The 22,274-nt window shown below is 56.0% G+C and carries 21 protein-coding genes; 10 read left to right on the top strand and 11 right to left on the bottom strand.

All coding sequences use genetic code 11. From position 1 onward, the window contains the following. Positions 1-4 precede the first annotated feature (4 nt). A complete protein-coding gene (locus tag AB8615_RS03730; protein ID WP_409433598.1) occupies positions 5-646 on the bottom strand; it encodes a CoA pyrophosphatase in 642 nt (213 codons plus the stop codon). Beyond that, entirely contained in the window at positions 636-1,172 is a 537-nt protein-coding gene (locus AB8615_RS03725) for a DUF1285 domain-containing protein (RefSeq protein ID WP_409434120.1), read from the bottom strand. Before AB8615_RS03725 ends, AB8615_RS03730 begins: the two co-directional genes overlap by 11 nt. A gap of 148 nt (positions 1,173-1,320) precedes the next feature. On the opposite strand from AB8615_RS03725, the gene AB8615_RS03720 reads away from it, so the two are divergent. The 6 genes from AB8615_RS03720 to AB8615_RS03695 all read left to right on the top strand — a co-directional run bounded on the left by AB8615_RS03720 (position 1,321) and on the right by AB8615_RS03695 (position 9,316). Continuing rightward, entirely contained in the window at positions 1,321-2,325 is a 1,005-nt protein-coding gene (locus AB8615_RS03720) for an AAA family ATPase (RefSeq protein WP_409433597.1), read from the top strand. A gap of 16 nt (positions 2,326-2,341) precedes the next feature. Further along, the gene (locus AB8615_RS03715) at positions 2,342-3,118 is read left to right on the top strand and encodes a DUF58 domain-containing protein (protein ID WP_418152717.1); all 777 of its coding nucleotides are present in this window, start codon (positions 2,342-2,344) and stop codon (positions 3,116-3,118) included. A 106-nt stretch (positions 3,119-3,224) separates the two neighbouring features. Then, positions 3,225-5,987 (top strand): DUF4159 domain-containing protein, encoded by a 2,763-nt coding sequence (locus AB8615_RS03710; protein ID WP_409433595.1) that lies wholly within the window; start codon positions 3,225-3,227, stop codon positions 5,985-5,987. Next, positions 5,987-8,095, top strand: a complete 2,109-nt coding sequence (locus AB8615_RS03705; RefSeq protein ID WP_409433594.1) for a hypothetical protein — start codon at positions 5,987-5,989, stop codon at positions 8,093-8,095. Before AB8615_RS03710 ends, AB8615_RS03705 begins: the two co-directional genes overlap by 1 nt. Positions 8,096-8,207: 112 nt before the next feature. Further along, positions 8,208-8,615, top strand: coding sequence for a hypothetical protein (locus AB8615_RS03700; protein WP_409433593.1), 408 nt, complete (start codon positions 8,208-8,210; stop codon positions 8,613-8,615). 86 nt (positions 8,616-8,701) lie between these two features. Next, positions 8,702-9,316: a hypothetical protein gene (locus AB8615_RS03695; RefSeq protein WP_409433592.1), complete on the top strand. Its 615-nt coding sequence runs from the start codon at positions 8,702-8,704 to the stop codon at positions 9,314-9,316. Between the two features lie 16 nt (positions 9,317-9,332). Here AB8615_RS03695 and queE read toward each other — a convergent pair whose 3' ends face one another. Together queE and queC are read right to left on the bottom strand one after the other, a co-directional pair. Next, complete coding sequence (gene queE, locus AB8615_RS03690) at positions 9,333-9,977, bottom strand: 7-carboxy-7-deazaguanine synthase (protein WP_409433591.1); 645 nt, start codon at positions 9,975-9,977, stop codon at positions 9,333-9,335. Further along, positions 9,977-10,678: a 7-cyano-7-deazaguanine synthase QueC gene (gene queC / locus AB8615_RS03685; RefSeq protein WP_409433590.1), complete on the bottom strand. Its 702-nt coding sequence runs from the start codon at positions 10,676-10,678 to the stop codon at positions 9,977-9,979. Before queC ends, queE begins: the two co-directional genes overlap by 1 nt. Positions 10,679-10,725: 47 nt before the next feature. Between queC and AB8615_RS03680 the strand changes: the two genes are divergently transcribed. The 3 genes from AB8615_RS03680 to AB8615_RS03670 all read left to right on the top strand — a co-directional run bounded on the left by AB8615_RS03680 (position 10,726) and on the right by AB8615_RS03670 (position 13,233). After that, positions 10,726-11,277, top strand: coding sequence for a hypothetical protein (locus AB8615_RS03680; RefSeq protein ID WP_418152714.1), 552 nt, complete (start codon positions 10,726-10,728; stop codon positions 11,275-11,277). 62 nt (positions 11,278-11,339) lie between these two features. Next, positions 11,340-12,848 (top strand): ABC transporter transmembrane domain-containing protein, encoded by a 1,509-nt coding sequence (locus AB8615_RS03675; RefSeq protein WP_418152712.1) that lies wholly within the window; start codon positions 11,340-11,342, stop codon positions 12,846-12,848. Next, complete coding sequence (locus tag AB8615_RS03670; protein WP_418152710.1) at positions 12,817-13,233, top strand: ATP-binding cassette domain-containing protein; 417 nt, start codon at positions 12,817-12,819, stop codon at positions 13,231-13,233. Before AB8615_RS03675 ends, AB8615_RS03670 begins: the two co-directional genes overlap by 32 nt. Before the next feature lie 6 nt (positions 13,234-13,239). On the opposite strand, the gene AB8615_RS03665 is transcribed toward AB8615_RS03670, so the two are convergent. From AB8615_RS03665 to AB8615_RS03635, 7 genes are all read right to left on the bottom strand, one after another. Continuing rightward, complete coding sequence (locus AB8615_RS03665; protein WP_409433587.1) at positions 13,240-14,214, bottom strand: SMP-30/gluconolactonase/LRE family protein; 975 nt, start codon at positions 14,212-14,214, stop codon at positions 13,240-13,242. 62 nt (positions 14,215-14,276) lie between these two features. Next, positions 14,277-15,239 (bottom strand): glucokinase, encoded by a 963-nt coding sequence (gene glk, locus AB8615_RS03660; protein WP_418152708.1) that lies wholly within the window; start codon positions 15,237-15,239, stop codon positions 14,277-14,279. After that, a complete protein-coding gene (gene edd / locus AB8615_RS03655; protein WP_409433585.1) occupies positions 15,239-17,083 on the bottom strand; it encodes a phosphogluconate dehydratase in 1,845 nt (614 codons plus the stop codon). Before edd ends, glk begins: the two co-directional genes overlap by 1 nt. 10 nt (positions 17,084-17,093) lie before the next feature. Next, the gene (pgl, locus tag AB8615_RS03650) at positions 17,094-17,813 is read right to left on the bottom strand and encodes a 6-phosphogluconolactonase (RefSeq protein ID WP_409433584.1); all 720 of its coding nucleotides are present in this window, start codon (positions 17,811-17,813) and stop codon (positions 17,094-17,096) included. After that, on the bottom strand, positions 17,810-19,342 hold the full coding sequence (gene zwf / locus AB8615_RS03645; protein WP_409433583.1) for a glucose-6-phosphate dehydrogenase: 1,533 nt from the start codon (positions 19,340-19,342) through the stop codon (positions 17,810-17,812). The genes pgl and zwf overlap by 4 nt, the downstream gene beginning before the upstream one ends. Before the next feature lie 124 nt (positions 19,343-19,466). After that, the gene (locus tag AB8615_RS03640; protein WP_409433582.1) at positions 19,467-20,483 is read right to left on the bottom strand and encodes a LacI family DNA-binding transcriptional regulator; all 1,017 of its coding nucleotides are present in this window, start codon (positions 20,481-20,483) and stop codon (positions 19,467-19,469) included. A gap of 308 nt (positions 20,484-20,791) precedes the next feature. Continuing rightward, positions 20,792-21,379: a nucleotidyltransferase family protein gene (locus tag AB8615_RS03635; RefSeq protein ID WP_409433581.1), complete on the bottom strand. Its 588-nt coding sequence runs from the start codon at positions 21,377-21,379 to the stop codon at positions 20,792-20,794. Positions 21,380-21,457: 78 nt separating this feature from the next. On the opposite strand from AB8615_RS03635, the gene AB8615_RS03630 reads away from it, so the two are divergent. After that, a complete protein-coding gene (locus AB8615_RS03630) occupies positions 21,458-22,261 on the top strand; it encodes a sterol desaturase family protein (protein WP_409433580.1) in 804 nt (267 codons plus the stop codon). Positions 22,262-22,274: the final 13 nt, after the last annotated feature.

The following is a 22,274-nucleotide window of genomic DNA, read 5'->3' as shown; positions in this document are numbered from 1 at the left end:
GGGACTAAAAGTCTGTCTCGAAGATGCCCAGATAGGCGCGTTGATAGAGGCGATACATCGTCATCGCCGTCATTCCCCAAATATTGCGCGGCACACCATCCGCACTCGTATACGGCATATCCCAGAGGCGGTGATTGCGACCTTCAAATTCCACATTACGCTCTACGTGGTTGGCGGGGTTCATAATGAAGGCGAGCGGGACTTCGAACACATCTGCGACTTCGTGGGGGTCGGGCGTGATTTTTGCGCTGGGGTCCACAATGCCGACAAAGGGCGTGATGCGAAAATCGCTCACCGCGTTGAAGGATTCGAGCCGCCCTAGCAATTTCACCGCCTCGGGTCGCACGCCGATCTCTTCTTCAGTCTCGCGCAAGGCGGCGTTCTGCGTTGTCTCGCCGCGCTCGACCTTGCCGCCGGGAAAGGCGACTTGCCCCGCATGGCTGGGCATCGTCTCTGGCCGCTGCGTCAGTATGATGTTCCAAGTGTCGCGCTTAACCAACGGCATTAATACCGCCGCCATGCGTTGCCCCTTGCGGGCTTGTTTATCTGTGCCGTCAGAGATTTTCAGCGGCAGCAGCGCAGACGCAATTTTTCCGATTGTCGGATCGTCCGCAAATATCTCCCTTTGTGCAACACTAGATTTCATGCGCGCCTTTTGGCCCAAGCGGGAAAAATTCGCCACCCGCAAATACACCCAGCTGATGATCTTTTTCCACGGCTGCATTGACGAGTTCATAAAACACAGGCCGCGCCAATGACGCCTCCAATCGCCCGCGCACAGTCACAAAGGGTGACGGCTCTAATGTCTCAGGGTCCGTCTCCACGCGGATTGGATTATCATGGCCAGCTTCGACGACTTCGTCCATATTGGTCGTGAAGAAAACCCGCTGCGCTTCGCCCTCGCCTTCAATATCAACGCGGGTCGCAATGAAATGCGCGCGTTCGACGACAATCGCGATCTTCTCGACGGGCGTCACAAGATAAGTCACCCCGTCGGCGTCTTTGCGCAAAATTGACGCGAATAACTCGACCAGCCCCTTTCGCGTAATCCGAGAGCCTTCGTGCCACCAAGAGCCGTCAGAGTTGATCACCATATCCATCTCGCCGCAATGTTCGGGGTTCCAGCGCTCAACAGGCCGTTCGCCGTCTTTTGTATCGGCGAGCGCGGTCATGAGGTCTGCGAGAGAGAAATCGGCGCGAGTTGACTGCGACTTACCGCCATTTAACGTGTTTTCTGTGGACATTCTTTTTAAGGCCTTTCATGGCTAAACCTGCATGCTATTCTGCCTACGGGCGAGCCTATAATGATGGACTTTATTCATGAGCCTACAAATCAATCAAGAGATTCCGAAAAACATTGCGACGGCGGCTGAAAAAGCCAGCGAGTCACTGCAGGCTGCCAAAGCCAATATTGGTGAGGTCGTGTTCGGCCAAGAGGAGGTCGTCGATCTGGCGCTAGCCGCCATTCTATCGGGCGGGCACGCCCTACTCGTCGGTGTGCCAGGTCTAGCGAAGACCTTGCTCGTCGAAACCCTTGGCACAGTCATGGGGCTGGATAATAAGCGGATTCAGTTCACGCCCGACCTGATGCCCGCAGACATTGTCGGCTCTGAAGTTTTGGAAGAAGGCGCGAGGGGCAAACGCTCTTTCCGCTTCATCCCCGGCCCGGTTTTCACGCAGCTTTTGATGGCGGACGAAATCAACCGCGCCTCCCCCCGCACGCAATCTGCGCTGCTCCAAGCGATGCAAGAGAAATTTGTGACCGTTGCGGGCGAGCGTCACGACCTCCCAAAGCCATTTCACGTCCTCGCGACGCAAAACCCGATTGAGCAAGAAGGCACCTACCCCCTGCCTGAAGCGCAGCTTGACCGCTTTCTGTTTCAAATCGATGTCGGCTTCCCGACGCTCGACACGGAACGCGACATCCTGATGGCAACAACGGGTGCAGATTTTGCGACGGCGAAGAAATCTTTCACTGCCAAGCAGTTGATGAGCATGCAGTCCCTCGTCCGCAAACTCCCTGTCGGCGAGAAAGTTTTGGAGGCGATCCTCACATTGGTGCGTGAAGCGCGTCCTGATCAATCCTCTCTCGAATCTGTGCGGAACAGTGTTGCGTGGGGGCCAGGGCCACGGGCAGGACAAGCCCTCATGCTCGCCACCCGCGCCCGCGCTTTGCTGGACGGACGCCTTGCCCCCTCGATTGACGATGTTCTCGCGCTGGCTGAACCTGTCCTGAAACACCGTATGTCGCTGTCATTCGCCGCCCGTGCCGATGGGCAGACGATCGAGCAGACTATTCAAACCCTGAAAGATCATATCCGCTAGTCGATAGCGCCGCCTTATGCCCGTCCAAACCCTGTCTCATCAGCAACTTCGGCAATCCGCCGAAGACCTCGCCAGCGGCTTTCCCGCTTTGCTGGCAGAGGCTGAGCGTGTGGCCAATATCGTGGCGGGCGGGGTGCATGGTCGCCGCCGCGCAGGACAAGGCGAGACGTTCTGGCAATATCGCAATTACGACAAATCCGACCCTGCCACGCGCATTGACTGGCGCCGAACCGCGCGTGGGGATCAAGTCTTTATACGCGATAATGAATGGGAAGCGGCCAATTCCGTCTATATCTGGCGTAACGGGGCAGCAGGCATGAATTGGCGGTCAGCGCGGAAGCTGCCGACGAAACAAGACCGCGCTAGCGTTATCACCTTAGCCCTCGCCTCCCTGCTCATGCGGTCGGGGGAACGCTGCGCCATTATCGGTGAAAGTGAGCGGCCTCGCGCGGGTCGTGTGGGATTTGAGCAATTATCGCAGCGTATGGCGCGGTCGACTGGCGACGCCAAACATCTGGACGGCAAAGTCCCAGCCCACGCCAAAATGGTGATTGCGTCTGACTTCCTAGAGTCCAAAGACGTCTGGCGGCATCGTCTTTCCCGTCTTTCAGGACGCCCCGTCAGCGGTGTGCTGCTCCATATCATCGATCCTGCCGAAGAAGCGTTCCCTTATAAAGGACGGCTGGAGATGCGGATTCCAGGGCTTGGCAAATTACCGAGTTTCCTCGTCGGACGCGCGGAAAATGCGCAAGAAGAGTATCAAAAAAGTTCGCGGCCCATTGTGAAGCGCTAGATAACACGTCGAAGCGACTTGGCTGGACGTTGATCCGTCACCGCACGGATCGCCCTGCGACCGAGGCTCTGACGGCTATGTATCTCGCGATTTCAGGTGAGTTATCGTGAGTTGGGCCGCACTGACATTTCTCGCACCACTGACGTTTTTGGGCTTGATCGTGCTGCCGATTATTTGGTGGATTTTGAAAGTCTCGCCGCCGCGCCCGCGTGAGCAGATGTTTCCGCCTTTGCGGATTTTACAAGACATCAACACAGATGATCAAACGCCCGCCGCGACCCCTTGGTGGCTGCTGTTGTTTCGGATGTTGTTGGCCGCGCTGGTAGTCTTCGCGCTCGCCCAGCCGATCATCAAATCAACCCAAGTCGAGACCGCGCAACGCCCAACGATCATCATCGACCAGAGCGTCTTTGCCGCCCCGATCTGGGACGATATTATCAGCGAGGCTGAGCAACGCATCCGAGCGGCGCGGCGCGATAATCTGGATGTGCGTATCATCGCAACAGCCCAAATCAATGACACATCCGCGGCCTTTCTGCCTGCATCCGAGGGGCTGCGTTTGGTCAAAACTCTGCAGCCTGCGCCCTATCCGATTGGGTTGTCTAATCTCCGCGATGAATTAAATAATTTAGATATGACGGATACGGACATCACGTTCTTATCGTCTGGTATTGCCAGCATAAACACACAAACTAATGATATTTTTCAAGGTGCTAAAGCCTCTATCCTCATGCCAGATGTGCAAGCTAATATTTTCCCCGGTGATGTGCGCGAAACATCAGATGGGTTTGAGGCAGATTGGTATCGACCATCACCCAAGGGCGCGGGCAGCACCATGATCGAGGCTGTCACAAGCGACAATTCTGTGATCGCAGTCGAGCCTCTGACCTTTGCCCCCGGCGCAACATTGGCGACAGTGACAATGGCTCTGCCGCCGCAACTGCGTTCCAAAGTGACGCGTCTTAAAGCCCAAGGCGTGCGCTCTGCCGCCGCGATTAAATTGCTCGATGACAGCTTTGGCCGTCCCCTCGTCGGCGTGCTAAGTCCGCCTGCTGACACGTCCAGCCCGCTGCTCTCTGATCCGTTTTATGCCAAGCAAGCGCTGTCGCCCTATGCCGATATTTTCGATGGAGATGAAGCCACATTGCTTGCCCTCCAACCCTCCATCCTCGTCATGCCTGACAGCATGCGCAGCGATAGTGATGCGATGATTAAATACGTCGAAAGCGGCGGTGTATTGGTTCGCTTTGCAGGGCCGCGATTGGCCAAGCGGCAAGACAGCTTGCTCCCCGTCACGCTGCGCAATGGAGGACGTGCGATTGGCGGCGCGCTCGCATGGGAAGACCCGCAACGCCTTGCGCCGTTTAATCAAGACAGCCCCTTCTTTGGTCTCGCCGTGCCTGATGAGGTTACCGTGTCCAAGCAAGTCATGGCCGAACCGGGGATCGAGACGGATACGCGCACATGGGCGAGGCTCGAAGACGGCTCCCCCATCGTGACGTCTGCCGCGCGGGGGCAAGGGCGGGTCGTTTTATTCCACGTCACGGCGGGACCAGAATGGTCAAACCTCGCGATTAATGGGCTTTATGTTGATATGTTGCGACGTATCCTTCCCCTCACCAAAGGCCGCACCAGTCGCGCGGCGGGATCAAATGCCGACTGGATTTTAGATCGCGCATTGGACGGTTTTGGGCAGTTGCAATCTCCGCCTCTGCTGGAACAACGTATTGCAGACGCGGAATTCGACACGGTCAGCACGTCAGCCTCTCAACTGCCCGGTTATTACCGTCAAGGCACGCGCCAACGCGCCCTCCCCGTGCTGCAAAACCCAACAGACTTTGGCCCTATGACCGCACCCCGCAATGCGGTGGTCAGCGGATATGGCACCGAGGCGCCGCAATCTTTGACCGGTCTGCTATTGGGGCTCGGCGCAGCCTTGCTGGCTCTGGACGCGATATTTGCGCTGTGGATGGCGGGGCGGTTGCGCTTTTTGCGACCTCAGCGCGGGCTCGCAATTTTGGTCTGCGCTGCGATGATGACCGTGCCGCAACTATCAGACGCGCAAACGCCAGATCGAGTCGTTCAAGCCGCCAATGCCCTGCACCTCGCCTATATCGAAACGGGGGATGCCCGCCAAGACGAGCTATCCCGCATCGCCTTGGACAGCGTGAAAACGCAACTCACATTGCGCACGACGATTGAGCCAGAAGGCGTGCATGCGGTGAAGCCTGACGATGCAGGTCTGGAAATGTATCCCTTCCTCTACTGGCCTGTGCGCCGCGATAGCGCAGCCCTGACGCCCGAAAGCGTTGCGAATTTGAATGCCTATATGGCGGCGGGCGGCACGATCGTGTTTGATACGGCCGATGAAGGTGATCGTGGATTGCGGGCAGGACAGCCCCATCCCGGCCTCGCACGGGTGACCGAAAATTTGGACATTCCGCGCCTCGTGACTGTGCCGACCGATCATGTTTTGACCAAGTCATTCTACCTGCTGCAAGTCTTTCCCGGGCGATGGGCGAATGGCCCTGTCTATGTGCAGGCGGGCTCTAACGGATCTGGCGGGCGCGACGGGGTGAGTCCTGTCATTATCGGTTCCCAAGACTGGGCGGCAGGCTGGGCGATTGACCCAGAGGCTGGCAGCCTGATCGAGCTGAGCAATGACATCCCGCGACAACGCGAAATGTCGATCCGATTTGGCGTCAATGTCGCGATGTACACGCTGTCAGGGAATTACAAAGCTGACCAAGTCCACGCCGCCGAACTCGTCGAACGGCTCGGGCGTAATAATGAACTGATTGAACGTGATAGGAAAGCCAGATTCCGCGATGAACCAGAGCCAGAGCCAGAACCAGAGGAGGTGCCGTAATGGATAGCTTCCTCGCTAGTTTTGGCCTCGACCGCATCAGCTTTGACAGCCTGCTCCCCACGCCGTGGTTGATTGCGCTGGGCGTGGCGATATTCCTCGCGGCGCTGATGATCGCGATGGGTCGGCTCAAAAGCTCTTTCCCGCGCTTGGTGGCGGGGTTGGCGTTGATCCTCGCTTTGCTCAACCCACAAATCGTGACGGAAGATCGGCAAGCCCTGCCAGATACGGTGATCATCCTGAAAGACGCGTCCCAATCCATGCAGATCGGCCAGCGCGAGGCTCTGATGGCAGAGGCCTCCTCCACCTTGGCGCAGCGCCTCGCCGCCGAAGACGCGCTGGACGTAATTACGGTGCAAATTCCTGAAAGCGAAGACGGCACACAGCTGGCGAAGACGCTTACCGAAGCGCTCGGCAATGCCCCCGCCTCGCGGCTGGCGGGCGTGATCGCCCTGACAGATGGGCGCCCCCATGACGTGAGCGAGGCGACGGCAGACATCATGCCAGAGGGCGTGCCGTTTCATGCGTTTATCCTCGGTGATCCCAATGCGCGAGACCGCCGCATCGCCGCCACTGTCGCACCCAAATTCGGCGTAGTTGGCGAGCAGGCAGAGTTCGTGCTGCAAGTCGATGACCCGGGCTTTGAAGGCGAGCGCGCGCAGATCGAAGTCAAGCTAAACGGCACTATCAAAGCTCGCTTTCCTATCACCATTGGCCGCCCTGTTTCGATCCCGTTAGAAATTGAGAAACGCGGCAGCAATACCGTCGAGATGAGTGTCGCCGCTGTAGAAGGCGAGTTGACCACGAATAACAACCTGTTTGTGTCAGAGATTTCAGGAATCCGAGATCGTCTGCGCGTGCTGTTGATTACGGGTGAGCCGCATAATGGCGGGCGGGCGTGGCGGAACCTCCTGAAATCTGACCCAGCGCTAGACCTCGTTCAGTTTACGATTCTGACCGTGCCGCGCGTAAAGCGCACCAATGCGCGGGAGTCGGAATTATCCCTGATCCAATTCCCAACGCGGCAGCTATTTGAAGAGAAGCTCGATGAATTTGATTTGATCATTTTTGATCAATATCAGCGCCGCTCTATGTCGGTGGCGCGCGGCCGTGCGCGGCCCACCATTCCGCCGCAATACTTCCAGAATATCGCAAACTATGTCGAAGATGGCGGCGCTTTGCTGCTGGCGACGGGGCCAGCTTTTGCGACAGAAAACAGCCTGTTCCGCACGGCCTTAGCGAGCATTTTGCCGACCCGCCCCACGGGGGAAATATCAGAAGGCGCTTACCGTCCTGTGTTAAATTCCAAGGGTCAGCGTCACCCAATCACGGCGTCATTCACCGGCGAAACCTCGGCAAGCTGGGGACAATGGTATCGCGCGATTGATAATAACCCCGTTAGCGGCAATGTGCTGATGGACGGACCAGACGGTGTGCCGCTCTTTGTCATTGATAAAGTCGGCGATGGGCGTGTGGCGATGTTGATGTCTGACCATGCGTGGCTTTGGGCCAAAGGGCATGACGGCGGCGGACCCTATCGCGAGATTTTCCGCCGCACCGCGCATTGGCTCATGGGCGAACCTGATCTGGAATCCGAGATTTTAAAAGCGACTGCGGATGGGGGTCGCCTACAAATCGAGCGGCGCTCGCTGAACGACGTCACGGGAGACGTCGAGGTCAAATACCCCGACGGCACCTCGGTCCGTACCAGCCTGACGCAGGTCGCAGACGGAGTCTATCAAGGCGATGTTCCGATCAAGGGCCAAGGCGCTTACCGCCTGCAAAACGGCGATGTGTCGACGATCACCGCGATCGGCGCGCTGAACCCTCGCGAATTCTCCGAACTCCTGCCGACGACAGACATTCTCGCCCCGCTATCAGAGGCCAGCGGCGGGCTGACGAAGTTACTTGGCGTGGACGCCAGCGCCCTCCCCGATTTCCGCCGCGTTAGTTCAGGTCGCGCAACCTCTGGCTCAAATTGGGCGGGGTTAGTTGCGCATAATGATTACACCGTGACCAAGAGCCGCCGCACACCGCTCGCGCCAGGGCTGATCTTCTTCGGACTGTTCTTCCTCTTCCTCGCTTGGGCCTGGCGGCGTGAGGGGCTATAGGCGCGATCCCGCTGTCATCCCCCTGTTACCCCTCTGTGATTCATCTGTTATTTTTTAAGGTTTTTTTGACGATAAGCTTTTAAGTTTCGCCTGAAATCTTAGGGACTGGACTATGGCAAGCTTTATCAAAACATCCGTCTTGGCCGCGGGCGCACTCGCCATGCTCGGCGGTTGCACCGTCGCAAAGACGACAGGCAAAGTCGCGGCATTTCCTGTGAAAGCCGCCTATAAAACGACAAAATTCGCGGGCAATACCGTTGTCGGCACGACGAAAGCGGTCGGTAAAGGCGTGTGGGCCACGGGCAAAGGCGTCTACTATATCGGCTCCGTCCCTGTGAAAGTCACCGATAAAGCCCTCGATACAAGCTCCAAAGTCCTGACAGTCACAACTCAAGCCGTCGATTTGACAGGCAAGGTCGTCACCGTCTCTCGCGATATTCAAGCGGCGGAGTTAAATGCAGAATTGCGAGCGCTCAAAGGCGCGAAGGGCTTGCTCTCCGTGGTCGTTGACGCGGCGTAAGAGAGCCACCCACCTGACCTCACTGCAATGTCATTTTGCCCTGCAGGGCGTTTTGTGTTACATAGTTACTCCACAAGGAGTCCGTTATGCAGAAACTCATTCTTACGACGATTTTGACGGCAGGCATGGCATTCGCGACCCCTGCTATGGCGCGCGGATTTGATAGCACAGTGACAATAGCGGTCACGACGCCTGTCAAAATTGAGGTCAATCTGTCTGAGAGCATGGCGCATCGCGCGAATAATTTGCCCAAAGACATCAGCCTCCGAAACGGGGCGAGAAGCTCTGACTCTGGATTTACAGGCAATGGCTTTTACGGCGAACGGGATTTGGCGGCACTGACGGATTATGTTCAAGAGCAGCTACGCGACGACTTCGATAAGCGCGGCGTGGTCGTATCCGATGCGGCCCCCGTCGTCTTGCGCGTCACGATTGAAGACGCCCGCCCGAACCGCCCGACCTTCAAGCAACTATCCCGCGAACCTGGCCTGTCCTATCGCAGCTTCGGCCTAGGCGGTGCAGAATTGAGCGCAGAATTGATTTCAGCGGGCGGCGAGTCGCTTGGGACGATGTCTTATGACTATTTCGAGAATGATATTCGTGATGCAGCTTTTGGCGGCACATGGAGTGACGCACGGCGGTCCATTTCTCGCTTTGCGCGCAAGGCGTCTAAGACTCTGAGCGCGAAATCTACAAGCTAGGTTTCGAGCCTCGCACTTAAGGCACACCAATCGATTTATGCGTTTGCACGCTGAGCCGCCATTTTGGATGCGCGAGGCAATACTCAAACGCGGCCTGCGCATTGGCCACAGACGCAGCGGGATCACCAATCGCGTCGAGGGGCTGCAAGCAAAAATTCTCAAACGCCAGATGCGCGAAATCCGCAGGATCGTTTTGCATCTGCGGATAGACCAGCTTTAGCTCCTGTCCTGATGTTTGGACAATCGGCACATCGGCCTTTGGGCTGACGCAGATCCAATCTAGCCCTTCAGGAGCTGCCAGTGTCCCGTTCGTTTCTACCGCGACTTTGAACCCGATGGCATGCAGTGCCGCGATCAACTTGGCGTCTAGCTGCAAGAGCGGTTCGCCGCCTGTGCAAATCACCCACTTCTCGCCGATGTCTCCTCGCCAGTGTGTCGCGACCTCTGCGGCTAGGTCTTGCGCCGTCTTAAACTTACCACCCCCCGGGCCGTCTGTGCCGACAAATTGCGTGTCACAGAATTGGCATTGTGCGGTTGCGCGATCCTTTTCTAGTCCGCTCCACAAATTACAGCCTGCAAAGCGTAGGAAGACAGCGACGCGACCCGTCTGCGCCCCTTCGCCCTGAACGGTCAGGTAAATTTCTTTGACACTGTATACCATTAGCTGACGTATTCCGCCCAGCCCTTGGCGCGCAGGTCGCAGGCAGGACAGGTGCCGCAGCCCTTGCCCCATGCGTGATCTTCGCCGCGTTCACCCATGTAACATGTGTGGCTGTCGCGGCGGATAATCTCAACAAGCTTTGCCCCGCCGAGGTCTTCCGCCAGCTCCCATGCGCCCGCTTTGGACAAATGCATAAGTGGCGTGTGCAGCGCGAATTTACGGTCCAGCCCCAAGCTGATCGCGTGCATTTGCGCGTCCAAAGTCTCTTTGCGACAATCGGGATAGCCCGAAAAATCCGCCTCACACATGCCCGCGATCAAATCCGAAAACCCGCGCCGCCAGCCTAGGGCAGCGGCAAAGTTTAGAAATATCAAATTACGTCCTGGCACAAATGTAGAGGGCAGCCCTGTTTCATTGACTTCAATTTCCACATCACGCGTCAGCGAGGTCTCGCTGATCTGGCCGAGCCCTGCAAGGTCGATAATGTGATCTTCGCCGAGTTTATCGGCCCAGGCAGGGAAAGCGCTTGCGATATTGGCCCGCACCGTCTGGCGGCACGTCATCTCGACATCGTGGCGTTGGCCGTAAGTAAAGCCAATCGTTTCCACGCGCTCAAACCGCTCCATAGCCCATGCCAGACAGGTCGCGCTGTCTTGACCGCCTGAAAACAGCACGCCCGCCATATGTCCGATCTTACTCATGGGCGCTCATATAATTGGGGAAATGTGTCAGGGCCAGCAAATACGGCATGAAATCTGCATGTTTCGCCTGTATGACGAATCGCTACACACAATTACGCATGAAGCTCACGGGTAAGAAACGCTATTTCGTGATGGGATTTTTGGCGCTGGAAATCGCGTCTCTCCCCGCAGCCGCGCAGGTCATGCACAAGGTCGCGTTCGAGACGCCGCCCATTGTGTCAGCCGTTGAAATTCCGACGTCTGAAGCTGGGTTGAAGCGCTTTCTTGTAGCGTCCAATGCAGGGTTTTCCGTCGAAGCGCAAAGCATGATCGGCGAGCTATCTGTTTCCGTTCATAAATCTGGAGAGATCAGCGGCAACCGGTTTGGCGACAAAGCTCAACTGCCTGGCGAAGCGCGTGCCTGTGCCATGCTGACCAACACGGCCCCTGCCGCCATCTATGTTGCGGATCAGAAAACGGCGCAATCGCGCGGCACAGTTGTGTCCCAAGCCGTTGTGTTTGAATTCCGCTACGACACAGCCGCAACACCCAGCATCACTTTCACAACAGACGACACAAAAGCGCCCCCTGCGACCAGCTGCAGCACCTCGCTGTCTTAACGGCTGCGCACCACCGCTTTTGGCTTTAATAGGCGCAGCATTTGTGCGAAGACGCGCGCATAATGGCACAGCGCGATACACCACTTTCTAGCAATCCCTCTCGGTCCTCTGGCGCAGCGTATGCGGCGCAAGTCGATCAAGAAAAAGCGCATCGCGCAAAGGCTCGCTCGCTGCGGCCTTTGATGAAATTATGGCCCTTTGTGCGGCGCTATCCAGGGCAGCTAACGCTTTTTGTTATTTTTCTCGCGGCATCTGCGGGCATGTCGCTCCTCCTGCCAGCGATCGTGCGTTTGATCGTCGATTGCGGGTTTGGGGATCAGGCCGATACCCTCGCTTATTGCCAAAGCGTACCGCTGGGCGATGACCAATCGCTCAATGCGTATTTCAAGATCGCCATTGGCTTTGGCATCCTGTTTTCACTCTTCGGTGCTTTGCGATTTTTCTTTATCACGCGATTGGGGCAGCGCGTCATTGCCGACATTCGCAAGGCCGTCTTTGACCGCCTCTCAACGCTCAGCCCGTCATATTTCGAACGTGTGCGGACGGGCGAAGTCCTCTCCCGCCTGACGACAGATACGACAGTGATTGAGGGTGTGATCACGGGCTCGATCTCCTTCGCCATTCGCTCCCTGGCGCAGATTATCGGCTCTATTGTGCTGATGTTCGTTGTCAGTGTGAAGCTGGCGACGATGGTCTTGCTGATTGTGCCAGCCATCATTGTACCTCTAATTTTTGCAGGAAAGCGCATCCGCAATCTCTCCCGCTCTGGCCAAGACCGATTGGCGGACGCATCCGCGCGCGGCGGCGAAGCGATCAGCGCGATCCAGACGGTTCAAGCCTATACCCAAGAAGCCCGCGAGCGTATGTTATTTGGCGACAGTATAGAGGCGAGTTTTACGGATCAGCGCAAACGCATCATGACGCAGACGCTACTGACATTCCTGATCATGGCGATGGTGATGACAGGGATTATCTCAATCCTGCAATTTGGCGCCAATAGCGTGTCTGACGGCAAAATGACGAGCGGCGCGATCACGCAGTTCACATTCTATGCAGGCCTCGTCGTGGCAGGCATGGCGTCCTTGCCAGAGACTATCACGAACTTGATGCGAGCGGCGGGTGCCTCTGACCGTCTTGTCGAAATCCTCAATGAAACCCCTGAAATCACCGGGCCAGCTGCGCCAGAAACTTTGTCCGATGTGCAAGGTCATATTGAGTTTGACGGGGTGAGTTTCGCTTACCCGTCACGCCCTGAATTGCCGACCCTGCGCGATGTCAGCTTTGCCGTGAAGCCCGGCGAGACTATCGCTTTGGTTGGCCCATCGGGTGCAGGGAAGTCGACCGTATTTCAACTCCTGCTGCGCTTCTACGACATTCAATCCGGTGAAATCCGCGTCGATGATCACAAAATCACACAATTATTGCCAGAAGACTTGCGCGACGCGATTGCCGTGGTGCAGCAAAATACTCCGCTCTTCTCTGGCTCGGCTCCGCGAAAATATCGCCTATGGCCGCGAGGGCGCGAGCGAGGCGGATATTATGAGCGCTGCCAAAGCCGCCTATGCCCATGACTTTATCATGGCCCTGCCCGAAGGTTATGACACAGACTTGGGGGAGCGCAGCACCACGCTCTCTGGCGGACAGCGACAACGCCTCGCCATTGCGCGTGCGATCCTGCGAAATGCACCGATCTTGCTCTTGGACGAAGCGACAAGTGCGCTGGACTCAGAGAGTGAACGCGCCGTGCAACAAGCATTCGAAGAAATGAGCCAAGGGCGGACAACGCTCGTCATCGCCCATCGTCTCTCGACCGTGTTGAAAGCCGACAAAATTCTGGTCATGGACGCGGGACAGATTGTGGAGACTGGCACCCATGCGGAGCTAATGGCCAAAGGCGGGCTATATGCGACGCTCGCTGATATTCAGTTCGATCAGTCGGCAGGGTTGAAGACTTAGGCCCGCTTAAAACCCGACCCCTTTGGTGTTCGTTTTCACCCGCGCCAGAAACTTATGAGACGTCATATAAAGCATCGATCCATCTGCGCCGCCAAAGGTCACATTGGCAATTTTCGAACCTGTGCTAATCAAACCCAGCCGCTCGCCTGTGGGTGAAAAAATAATCACGCCGCCCGGACCTGTCGCCCAGATATTGCCGTCCATGTCGACAGCCATGCCGTCAGCATTGCCTTGTTTGCCTGTCGCAAAATCCGCCGTTACATTTAATAAGACTTGTCCCTCACCCGTAACTTTTCCTAACTTATCAAGCGGATAGGCCAGCCACTTCGCGTCTTCTGGATCAGCATTTGCCACATAAAGTGTCATTTGATCGGGCGACAATATGATCCCATTCGGACGCTTTAAACCATCCTCTATCAGGGTCATTTCACCATCAGGCGACACAGCGAAGACGCCGTTAAAATCAAGCTCCCGCGCGGGCGATGCTTCTCTGCCGTCTAGGCCATAAGGGGGATCGGTGAAATAAAGCGTCCCATTGGCGTGCTTGGTCACGTCATTGGGGCTATTCAAACGCTTGCCTTCAAAGCGATCGGCCACGACCGTCTTGTCCTGCGTGTCTAGGTTCACACGGACCAGCGCGCGACTGCCGTGATCGGGCATGATGATATGATCATCATCCCACATGATCAGGCCGTTGCCGCCCTGTGTCGATTGGCCAGGGATGGACGGATCAGGACTGCCCGCGGGGTCCATCCATGTCGTGATCCCCTCGCCGTCTTTAAACTTGTGAATTCGGTTTTGCGGCACATCGGTGAACAGAACATAGCCGCCCTTTTTGACCCAAACGGGCCCCTCAGACCAGCGGAAGTCACCGCCTAGTTTTTCAATTTTCGCGTCAGGTGAAATGAGGTCTGGTCGACTGGTTGTGATAGACCCTATGGTTTCATAGGGCACGGACTGTGCCGCATCTGTCTTTGCCACATTGCTAGGTTGCGCGCAGGCACTCAGCGCTAAAACGCTCGCGCATAGAAGGCTCGCCGCCCTCATGACTGATCCAGCACCATTGCGGCCGCACCGTAAAGCGCGACGAAATTGGCTTGTATCAAACGCACGGGTATGTCTTTGACGAACCAGCTGCCATGGCCTTTGGACTTAAACCGCGCTTCGAAATCTGACTCCGCGATAAAAGGCGCGATATGGCGTGATACGCCGCCGCCCAGCACCACCCCGCCAGCCGCACCGAGCGTCAGCGCTGTGTTAGACGCGAAACCGCCCAATATAGAACAAAATTGCAAGACAGCTTTGCGAGCAACAGAGTTTGGATTGGCTTGACCTGCGGCCACGATTTCATCTTCTTTCGTGCACACCGTCGGCGCGTCCATGATCTCGCACATCGCTGTATAAAGACGAAATAGACCTGGCCCAGACAGAAGCGATTCTGCGCTGACATAGGGCAAACGCGCTTGCCAATAATTGAGTATGTCCTGTTCTAATTTGGACTGCGGAGCGAAGGCTGTGTGTCCGCCTTCTGTCGCAATAATGCGCAGAGGTCGCCCGGACAGGATGCAAGATACACCCATACCTGTCCCTGGTCCCATCACGGCAACGGGTTTGTTATAATTGATTTTACCGTCAATCAGCGTTTGAAATCCATCATCAGGTATGACAGTCGCGCCCTTCGCCATGGCCACGAAATCATTGATCACCACGGCGTCAGAGAACCCGAATGTGTCGCGCAAATCACGCTCGCTGACGATCCAGTCAATATTCGTCATACGAATTTCATCATCAAATTTTGGCCCTGCAAAGGCAAAGCCCGCGCGCCCAGGTTTGGCGTTATGTTCTTTGAGATATTTAGCGACAACATCGTTAAAGCTAGCGTATTCGCGCACGGGATAACGCTGCGAGTGATGCAGTTCTATGGTGCCTTCGGGGGTGCGCTCGGCCAAGGCCAGACGGCAATTCGTGCCGCCCACATCGCCCACCAATGTCATGCCCGCAGACATTATTCGCTCATCCAGTCAGGATCACCCAGCACAGAGGCGCCCGCCTCCGAGTCGCCCGCTTGTGCACGCATGGGGGCAAACATATTCATGCCAAGGGTTGAGAGGTTTTGCGCCTTTGGCATTGTCGCCACATCGCGCGTCGACAGGTCAACGTCCAAGACTTCGACAGTCCCGTTGAGCGGATCAAGACGCACCATATCGCCCGAGCGCACCCGCGCAATCGCGCCGCCCAACAAGGCCTCTGGGTGCATATGAATGGCGGCAGGCACTTTGCCAGACGCGCCCGACATACGTCCATCCGTCACGAGGGCAACAGCGAAACCTTTATCCTGTTGCAGGCCCAAGATCGGTGTGAGCTTGTGCAGTTCTGGCATCCCGTTCGCGCGCGGCCCTTGGAAGCGAAGCACGGCGACGAAGTCCCGTTCTAGCTCGCCCGCCTTGTGCATCGCGATCAAGTCGTTTTGATTATCAATGACGATGGCCGGCGCTTCGACGAACCACTTATCACGCTTCACGGCAGAGACTTTCATCACGCAGCGTCCCATATTTCCCTTGAGCAAAGCCAGCCCGCCATCGGGGCGGAACGGCTCTTTGACCGTTGTCAGGATCTCTTTATCGAGACTTTCAGTTGGGCCATTGCGGAAGATAACGGTGTCCGCTTCGGCGTGGGCGTTTTTGATTGGCTCGCGCGTATATTCTGATAGCCCCTCGCCGCCTGCGACTGTCGTCACGTCATTATGCAGCAAGCCAGCGCTCAGCAATTCTCTGATCAGATATGCCATGCCGCCTGCCGCGTGGAAGTGATTGACGTCCGCGACGCCGTTTGGATAGATGCGGCAGATCAGCGGGACGATGTGCGAAATATCGGCGAAATCATCCCAGTTAATCTTGATGCCCGCCGCCCCTGCAATCGCCGCCATATGGATGGTCAAATTCGTCGAACCGCCCGTTGCCATCAGGCCGACTAGCCCGTTGACAATCGCCTTTTCGTCGATGACGCGGCAAGCGGGCGTGAAGTCCTCGCCCAAGGCTGTGATCTGCGTCGCGCGCCGCGTGGTCTGCGCTGTTAGCGCGTCGCGCAGCGGGGTATTTGGGTGGACAAATGAGCTGCCGGGCAACTGCATGCCCATAATCTCCATCAGCATTTGATTAGAGTTGGCGGTCCCGTAAAATGTGCAAGTGCCTGGCGCGTGGTAGCTCGCCGCTTCGGCCTTGAGCAGCACATCGCGTCCGACTTCACCCGCCGCAAATTGCTGCCGCACGCGCGCTTTTTCAGGGTTAGTAATGCCCGACGGCATTGGCCCTGCGGGGGCGAAAATCTGCGGTAGATAGCCATAGCGCAGGGCACCGATCATTAGGCCTGGCACGATCTTGTCGCACACACCTAAATGGATGGCGGCATCAAACATATCATGGGACAGCGCAATCGCGGTTGAGTAGGCAATGACGTCGCGCGAAAACAGGGATAGCTCCATGCCGTCTTGACCTTGGGTCACGCCGTCACACATGGCGGGAACACCACCCGCGACCTGAGCTGTCGCGCCATTGCGACGCGCGGCATGCTTGATGATAGAGGGGAAGTTCTCGAAGGGCTGATGCGCGGATAGCATATCGTTATAAGCTGTTACGATGCCGATATTCGCCCATTTCGCACCAAGTAGTTCCGTCTTTTCTAAGATTGGGCAGGCTGCCGTGGCATGAGCCAAATTGCCTTCGGATAGGCGGCGGCGGCGCGGGCCGTCTCGCATATTATCCTCACAGGCGGCAAGGTATGCCGCGCGTGATTTGGCGGAGCGCTTCTTGATCCGCTCTGTAACTTCTAGAAGTTTAGCATTTACGCTCATCGGAAATCCTTTAATTCGAGTCCATGGCGAAGACGGTCAGTGCGTCCCCTGCCTGTAGCAGCCCAGCAACGGGTGCGTCCATCAGGTCTTTGGTTTTGGCCGCCTCAAACACGCGCGTCTTATCCGCGTTGGGCAGCATAAGCAGGATGTGCCGCGCGGCTAACACAGCGCTACGCGTCAGCGTGATGCGTTCAGGGTAGTCGCCCGCGACGGGGCAACCCGTGGCATTGATCGCGCAGAGTTTGGCTGTGTTCCTAAGATCCATCGCGTCTGCCAGGCCGCGCGAGTCTGGAAACCAAGAGGCTGTGTGGCCATCCATGCCCATGCCCATCACGCAAATATCGATGCGGTCTGGCATAGTCGGCTCCACCGCCTCAACACCCTGCGCAGCTGTCTCTGATCCATCATAAACTGGCAAAAATTGCGCGTCGCTCGCCGCGTTTTGCAGCATGATGGTTTTGATCATCGCTGTATTTGATCCTGCGCTGCTCTCGTCCACCCAACGGTCATCAACAAGACTGATGGTCACAGCTTTCCAAGGCAGTTCGATGCACGACAAAGCCTCGTAGATAGGCTTTGGGCTATTGCCGCCAGAGAGGAAGATATTGGCCGTGCCAAATTTGGAAATCGCGGTTTCTATCCGCGTGCGTAGCCATATGACCGCAGCAGATGTCAGCGCGCTGCCAGCGGTGAAATACTGCTCTTGGGGGAGATTAGATGACTGGCTCATAGCGGCGAAATGTCCGCCCATTTATCGCCGTTCTTGGCCAGCATATCACTCGCCGCCTTTGGACCCTCAGAGCCTGCAGGGTAATATTGGACGGGCTGTTCGACCGACGCCCACGCATCGATAATCCCGTCGACCCAGCGCCACGCAGCCTCGACTTCATCGCGACGCATAAAGAGTGAGAGATTGCCGCGCACTACGTCCATCAATAAACGCTCGTAAGCGTCAGGATAGCGCACGGTAAAGTTATCGGCATAGGACAAGTTCAGCGGCAGCGTTTTTAGGCGCAATCCCCCCGCGCCCGGTTCTTTAATTTCGAGCCATAGCTTCACCGCCTCATCAGGCTGCAGACGAATGACCATTTTGTTCGGATTGATCGGTGTGCCTTTGCCAAAGATCGAATGTGGCACGGGTTTAAACTGGATCACAATTTCAGACCGCCGCGACGACATACGCTTGCCTGTACGCAGATAAATCGGCACCCCCGCCCAGCGCCAGTTTTTGATCTGCGCTTGAATGGCAACATAGGTTTCGGCCTGGCTAGACGTCACGCCAACGTCCGACAGGTAGTCGTCCATAGGCTGACCGTCTTCTGACATGCCTTTGACATATTGGCCGCGCACCGTGACTTTTTCGACGCTGTCAGGTGTTACAGGTTCCAGCGCGCGCAGCACTTTGATTTTCTCCGTGCGCAGGTCATCCGCGTTGATTGAGGCTGGCATCTCCATGGTCGAGAGGCAGAGCAGCTGCAGCAAGTGATTTTGCACCATATCGCGGAGCGCGCCAGAGCCGTCATAATAGCTCCCCCGCCCGCCAACGCCGATGGACTCCGCCACCGTAATTTCAATATGTTCAATCGCGGAAGACGACCAGAGCGGTTCGAGCAACACATTGCCGAAGCGCAGCACGAGCAGGTTCTGCACAGTCTCTTTGCCGAGATAATGGTCAATCCGATAAATCCGTTCTTCGTCAAATACCTGACCCACGGCCTCATTGATTTCATGTGCCGAGTCGAAGTCTGTCCCGATCGGTTTTTCCAAGACAACGCGGGAGCCTTTATGCGCTAGGCCAGCCGTCTTGAGTTTGGCACAGATTTCACCGAATAAGCGTGGCGGCATAGCGAGGTAGAAGACGCGGATCAGCTTTTCATCAGGATCAAGCTTGCCGCGCAGATCGTCCCAATTATCACCGTCGATAACGTCAATTCCTGCATAGTCGACGAGTTCACAAAACTTCGCCCAGCGTTTTTCAGAGAAGTTTTCGTCTTGTTCAAAATCCAGATAATTTGATTTAATCAGGTCGAGATAGTCTTCCCGACTATGCTCGCTGCGGGAAACCGCGACGATACGCGAATTGGCGGGTATTTGGTTATCACAAAAGCGGTGATAGAGCGCGGGTAGCAATTTGCGGCGTGCCAGATCACCTGTCCCGCCAAATACGACAATCTCAAACGGGGCGACAGGAACGAAGGCCGATGCCGTATCGTCACCGTCTACGTGAGGGATTGCATGTGGGTTTTGAGTGTCTGCCATGATCTGAATATATCAATCTTTTGCGCGATAAGTGCGCGTTAGCGTGAATGGGATATCCCGTTTTTGAGTATAAACTATGCGTTTATGACAGCGCTGTCAATTCTAAACGATTACCCTATGCTACTTATGCTCGCGCCGTTGAACCGCGTTTTTTGATCGTAAAATCGAAAGTTTGCACGTGGTCGTCCCCTGTCTCCGTATCTTGCCTCAGCAACATATCGGCTGCACCGTAGCCCATTTCGTAAATCGGTTGCGCAACAGTCGTCAGTTGCGGCCACATTATTGTCGCAAGCGGGGTGTCGTCAAATCCACACACAGAGAGCCCGTCAGGCACGCTGAGTCCCAAGCGCGCTGCGACGTGGATTACGCCCGCCGCCATATCGTCATTACAGGCAAAGATAGCGGTCGGGGGGTTATCAGCCTCCAACAAGGCCTCTGCCGCGACCACGCCCGACCTAAATGAATAGTCACCGTCTTTGATCAGGCCAGGCTCTTTGGACAAACCCGCCTCCTTGATCGCATGGCAAAACCCCTCAAGCCGGAGATCAGCCGAGCTGTGCTGGTAATGACCTTTGATAAAGCCAATCCGCTGATGGCCCTGCGCGATCAGGTTTTGCGTGAGTTCATAGGCGGCGGCGAAGTCATCCATTTTGACGCTCGGGACATCGGGAGAGGTTTCGCTTGGCGCGACCAGCACATAGGGCAGGTTTCGCGCGCGCACCACATCGATCAATTCTTGGGAGTCCGAGAGTGGCGGCGCCAATATCACACCATCGACGTGCAGACGTTCAAAGATCATCTCAGACGCAGATTTAACCTCTTCAGGCGAGGACAATTCGCGAATTTTTGTGGGTTCCAATACAACATGGTAACCGCGTTTGCGACACGCGCTAATCGCGCCGCGCTGCAATTCCGTAATGTAATACGCATTGGGATTATCGTAAATCAGCGCGATCAAATAGGATTTCGAACTGGCCAGCCCGCGAGCCGCAAGATTGGGGGAATAACGCAATTCCGACGCCACTGCCATCACGCGTTCCCGCGTTTTCTCGGCAACATTAGGCTCTTTATTTAAAACACGCGACACAGTCTTCATCGAGACGCCAGCCTTTTGGGCTACATCGGTGATTGTCGCTTTCATGTGAACGTCCGCCATCTGACACGAGGATTATCTTTAACTACACTATAAGCCAGACAGGAGGGGAGCAAGGAGAATTAAATGACGCGCATGTGGCGGTCGTCATACCGACGAACCGCACTAGCCCTTTGCGGTCAGGCGTAATGAATAAGGGTGTTCAGACCCGTCTACAGACCCAGCAAAATCGCGAGTAAGAAGACGATCGCTGCCACGATATATTGTTTCAAAGCATTTAACATATGTTGTGGGTAGCAGACTCTCGCCTCGTGATCTATCAAATTTTTGTCTCAATCCCTGACTCTACCATAGCCTTAGCTAGAATCGCCTAAGCTAGATTTGTATTTGGCCAAAGTCTCGCGGGTATCAATATCGCGGGCCATGTCAGTTGGTAAAGGCAACGCTTTATACGGCGAACGCAGCACGTCTTTCCCGCTCCCTTCTGGTGATAAGTTTGCGAGCCTATGCAAAGCTGCTTTGCCAAATAGCATAGGCGGCATGTGACGACCTGCAAATTCTGACACAACTGCCTCATTATCCTGCAAGGTCTCGCATATCATTCGCAAATATTTGCCCGTCACAAACGGCATGTCCCCTAGCACGATCAGTGCCGCCTCTGCGCCGCTATGAAGCGCAGCCTGCGCCCCCGCCGCAATCGAACTGCCCTGCCCTTGGCGCACATTAGGATTGGGAATAGCGGTCACGTCATAGCGAGTTAGGAGATCAAGCAATTTTGCGTCCGCCTCGCCCGTAACGGCAAAACGGTAAGCAGCTGGCACGTCCTTCGTTGCCACTATAACATGTTCTATCATCGGGCGTCCCGCGACAAGCGCGAGCAATTTGTTGCTCTCGCCAAACCGCTGCGACGCACCTGCGGCTAAAATAATGATCGCTAAGTTCATGGGGCCAGCCTAGTCCGATCACGCAGCCGTGTCATCTGCCGCATTGAAATCCGTCATCATCAGTGCCACCTAAAGCTAATGGAAATACTCCTTACCCATGAAGGCCTTATCCGCCTGAGCGTCTTCGCCGCTGCACTGATTGTCTTCGCGGTATTAGAGGCAGCATGGCCGCGCAAAGTGCGGAGCCAAAAGCGCGGGCCGCGTTGGCTGTCCAACCTCGCTCTGGTCGGAATAGATACGCTCGTCTTGCGCGTTCTATTTCCAGTCGTCGCGGTGGGCGTAGCCGCCTTTGCGTCGACACAAGGCTGGGGTTTATTTAATTATTTAGCGCTGCCCATTTGGCTGGAAATCGCGCTGGCCGTGATTGTGCTGGATATGCTGATCTATTGGCAACACCGCCTGTTTCACGCAGTCCCATTCTTCTGGCGCTTTCACAAAGTCCACCATGCAGACCGTGATTTAGACGTATCGTCTGGCGTCAGGTTTCATCCGGTAGAAATAGTCTTTTCAATGGCTTACAAGATAATCTGTGTGTTGATTTTAGGGCCCGCAGTCGCGGCGGTTATCCTGTTTGAGATCATCCTCAATGCGAGCGCCTTGTTTAATCACGCCAATATCCGCTTGCCCGCCTGGCTCGACCAGGTGATGCGAAAGCTGATCGTGACGCCAGATTTTCACCGCGTCCACCACTCCATCCAAATGCGCGAGTCCAATCAAAACTTCGGCTTCTGCCTGTCAATTTGGGATCACCTCTTTGGCTCTTACACAGCGCAGCCAGAGGGCGGGCATGACGGTATGGTGATCGGCTTGAGCGAGGCACAAACAGACGATCCTAACCACTTGATCTGGAGCCTGACACTCCCCTTTAAATCTACGAAATAGCGCCCTCATAATA

Source organism: Litorimonas sp. RW-G-Af-16 (genome assembly GCF_048319245.1).
Classification (GTDB): Bacteria; Pseudomonadota; Alphaproteobacteria; order Caulobacterales; family Maricaulaceae; genus Litorimonas.
The sequence above is the reverse complement of the archived record's forward strand: the minus strand, read 5'-3'. Positions and strand labels throughout refer to the sequence as shown.

Excerpts from the sequence above, each read along its gene's own strand:
- AB8615_RS03640 (WP_409433582.1), bottom strand. The coding sequence starts at position 20,483 with ATGAAAGCGACAATCACCGATGTAGCCCAAAAGGCTGGCGTCTCGATG.
- AB8615_RS03695 (WP_409433592.1), top strand. The coding sequence starts at position 8,702 with ATGCAGAAACTCATTCTTACGACGATTTTGACGGCAGGCATGGCATTC.
- AB8615_RS03630 (WP_409433580.1), top strand. The coding sequence starts at position 21,458 with ATGGAAATACTCCTTACCCATGAAGGCCTTATCCGCCTGAGCGTCTTC.
- AB8615_RS03720 (WP_409433597.1), top strand. The coding sequence starts at position 1,321 with ATGAGCCTACAAATCAATCAAGAGATTCCGAAAAACATTGCGACGGCG.
- zwf (WP_409433583.1), bottom strand. The coding sequence starts at position 19,342 with ATGGCAGACACTCAAAACCCACATGCAATCCCTCACGTAGACGGTGAC.
- AB8615_RS03705 (WP_409433594.1), top strand. The coding sequence starts at position 5,987 with ATGGATAGCTTCCTCGCTAGTTTTGGCCTCGACCGCATCAGCTTTGAC.
- AB8615_RS03725 (WP_409434120.1), bottom strand. The coding sequence starts at position 1,172 with ATGACCGCGCTCGCCGATACAAAAGACGGCGAACGGCCTGTTGAGCGC.
- AB8615_RS03670 (WP_418152710.1), top strand. The coding sequence starts at position 12,817 with ATGAGCGCTGCCAAAGCCGCCTATGCCCATGACTTTATCATGGCCCTG.
- AB8615_RS03675 (WP_418152712.1), top strand. The coding sequence starts at position 11,340 with ATGGCACAGCGCGATACACCACTTTCTAGCAATCCCTCTCGGTCCTCT.
- AB8615_RS03700 (WP_409433593.1), top strand. The coding sequence starts at position 8,208 with ATGGCAAGCTTTATCAAAACATCCGTCTTGGCCGCGGGCGCACTCGCC.
- edd (WP_409433585.1), bottom strand. The coding sequence starts at position 17,083 with ATGAGCGTAAATGCTAAACTTCTAGAAGTTACAGAGCGGATCAAGAAG.
- glk (WP_418152708.1), bottom strand. The coding sequence starts at position 15,239 with ATGTCTGCGGGCATGACATTGGTGGGCGATGTGGGCGGCACGAATTGC.
- AB8615_RS03635 (WP_409433581.1), bottom strand. The coding sequence starts at position 21,379 with ATGAACTTAGCGATCATTATTTTAGCCGCAGGTGCGTCGCAGCGGTTT.
- AB8615_RS03730 (WP_409433598.1), bottom strand. The coding sequence starts at position 646 with ATGAAATCTAGTGTTGCACAAAGGGAGATATTTGCGGACGATCCGACA.
- pgl (WP_409433584.1), bottom strand. The coding sequence starts at position 17,813 with ATGAGCCAGTCATCTAATCTCCCCCAAGAGCAGTATTTCACCGCTGGC.
- AB8615_RS03680 (WP_418152714.1), top strand. The coding sequence starts at position 10,726 with ATGAAATCTGCATGTTTCGCCTGTATGACGAATCGCTACACACAATTA.
- AB8615_RS03715 (WP_418152717.1), top strand. The coding sequence starts at position 2,342 with ATGCCCGTCCAAACCCTGTCTCATCAGCAACTTCGGCAATCCGCCGAA.
- queC (WP_409433590.1), bottom strand. The coding sequence starts at position 10,678 with ATGAGTAAGATCGGACATATGGCGGGCGTGCTGTTTTCAGGCGGTCAA.
- queE (WP_409433591.1), bottom strand. The coding sequence starts at position 9,977 with ATGGTATACAGTGTCAAAGAAATTTACCTGACCGTTCAGGGCGAAGGG.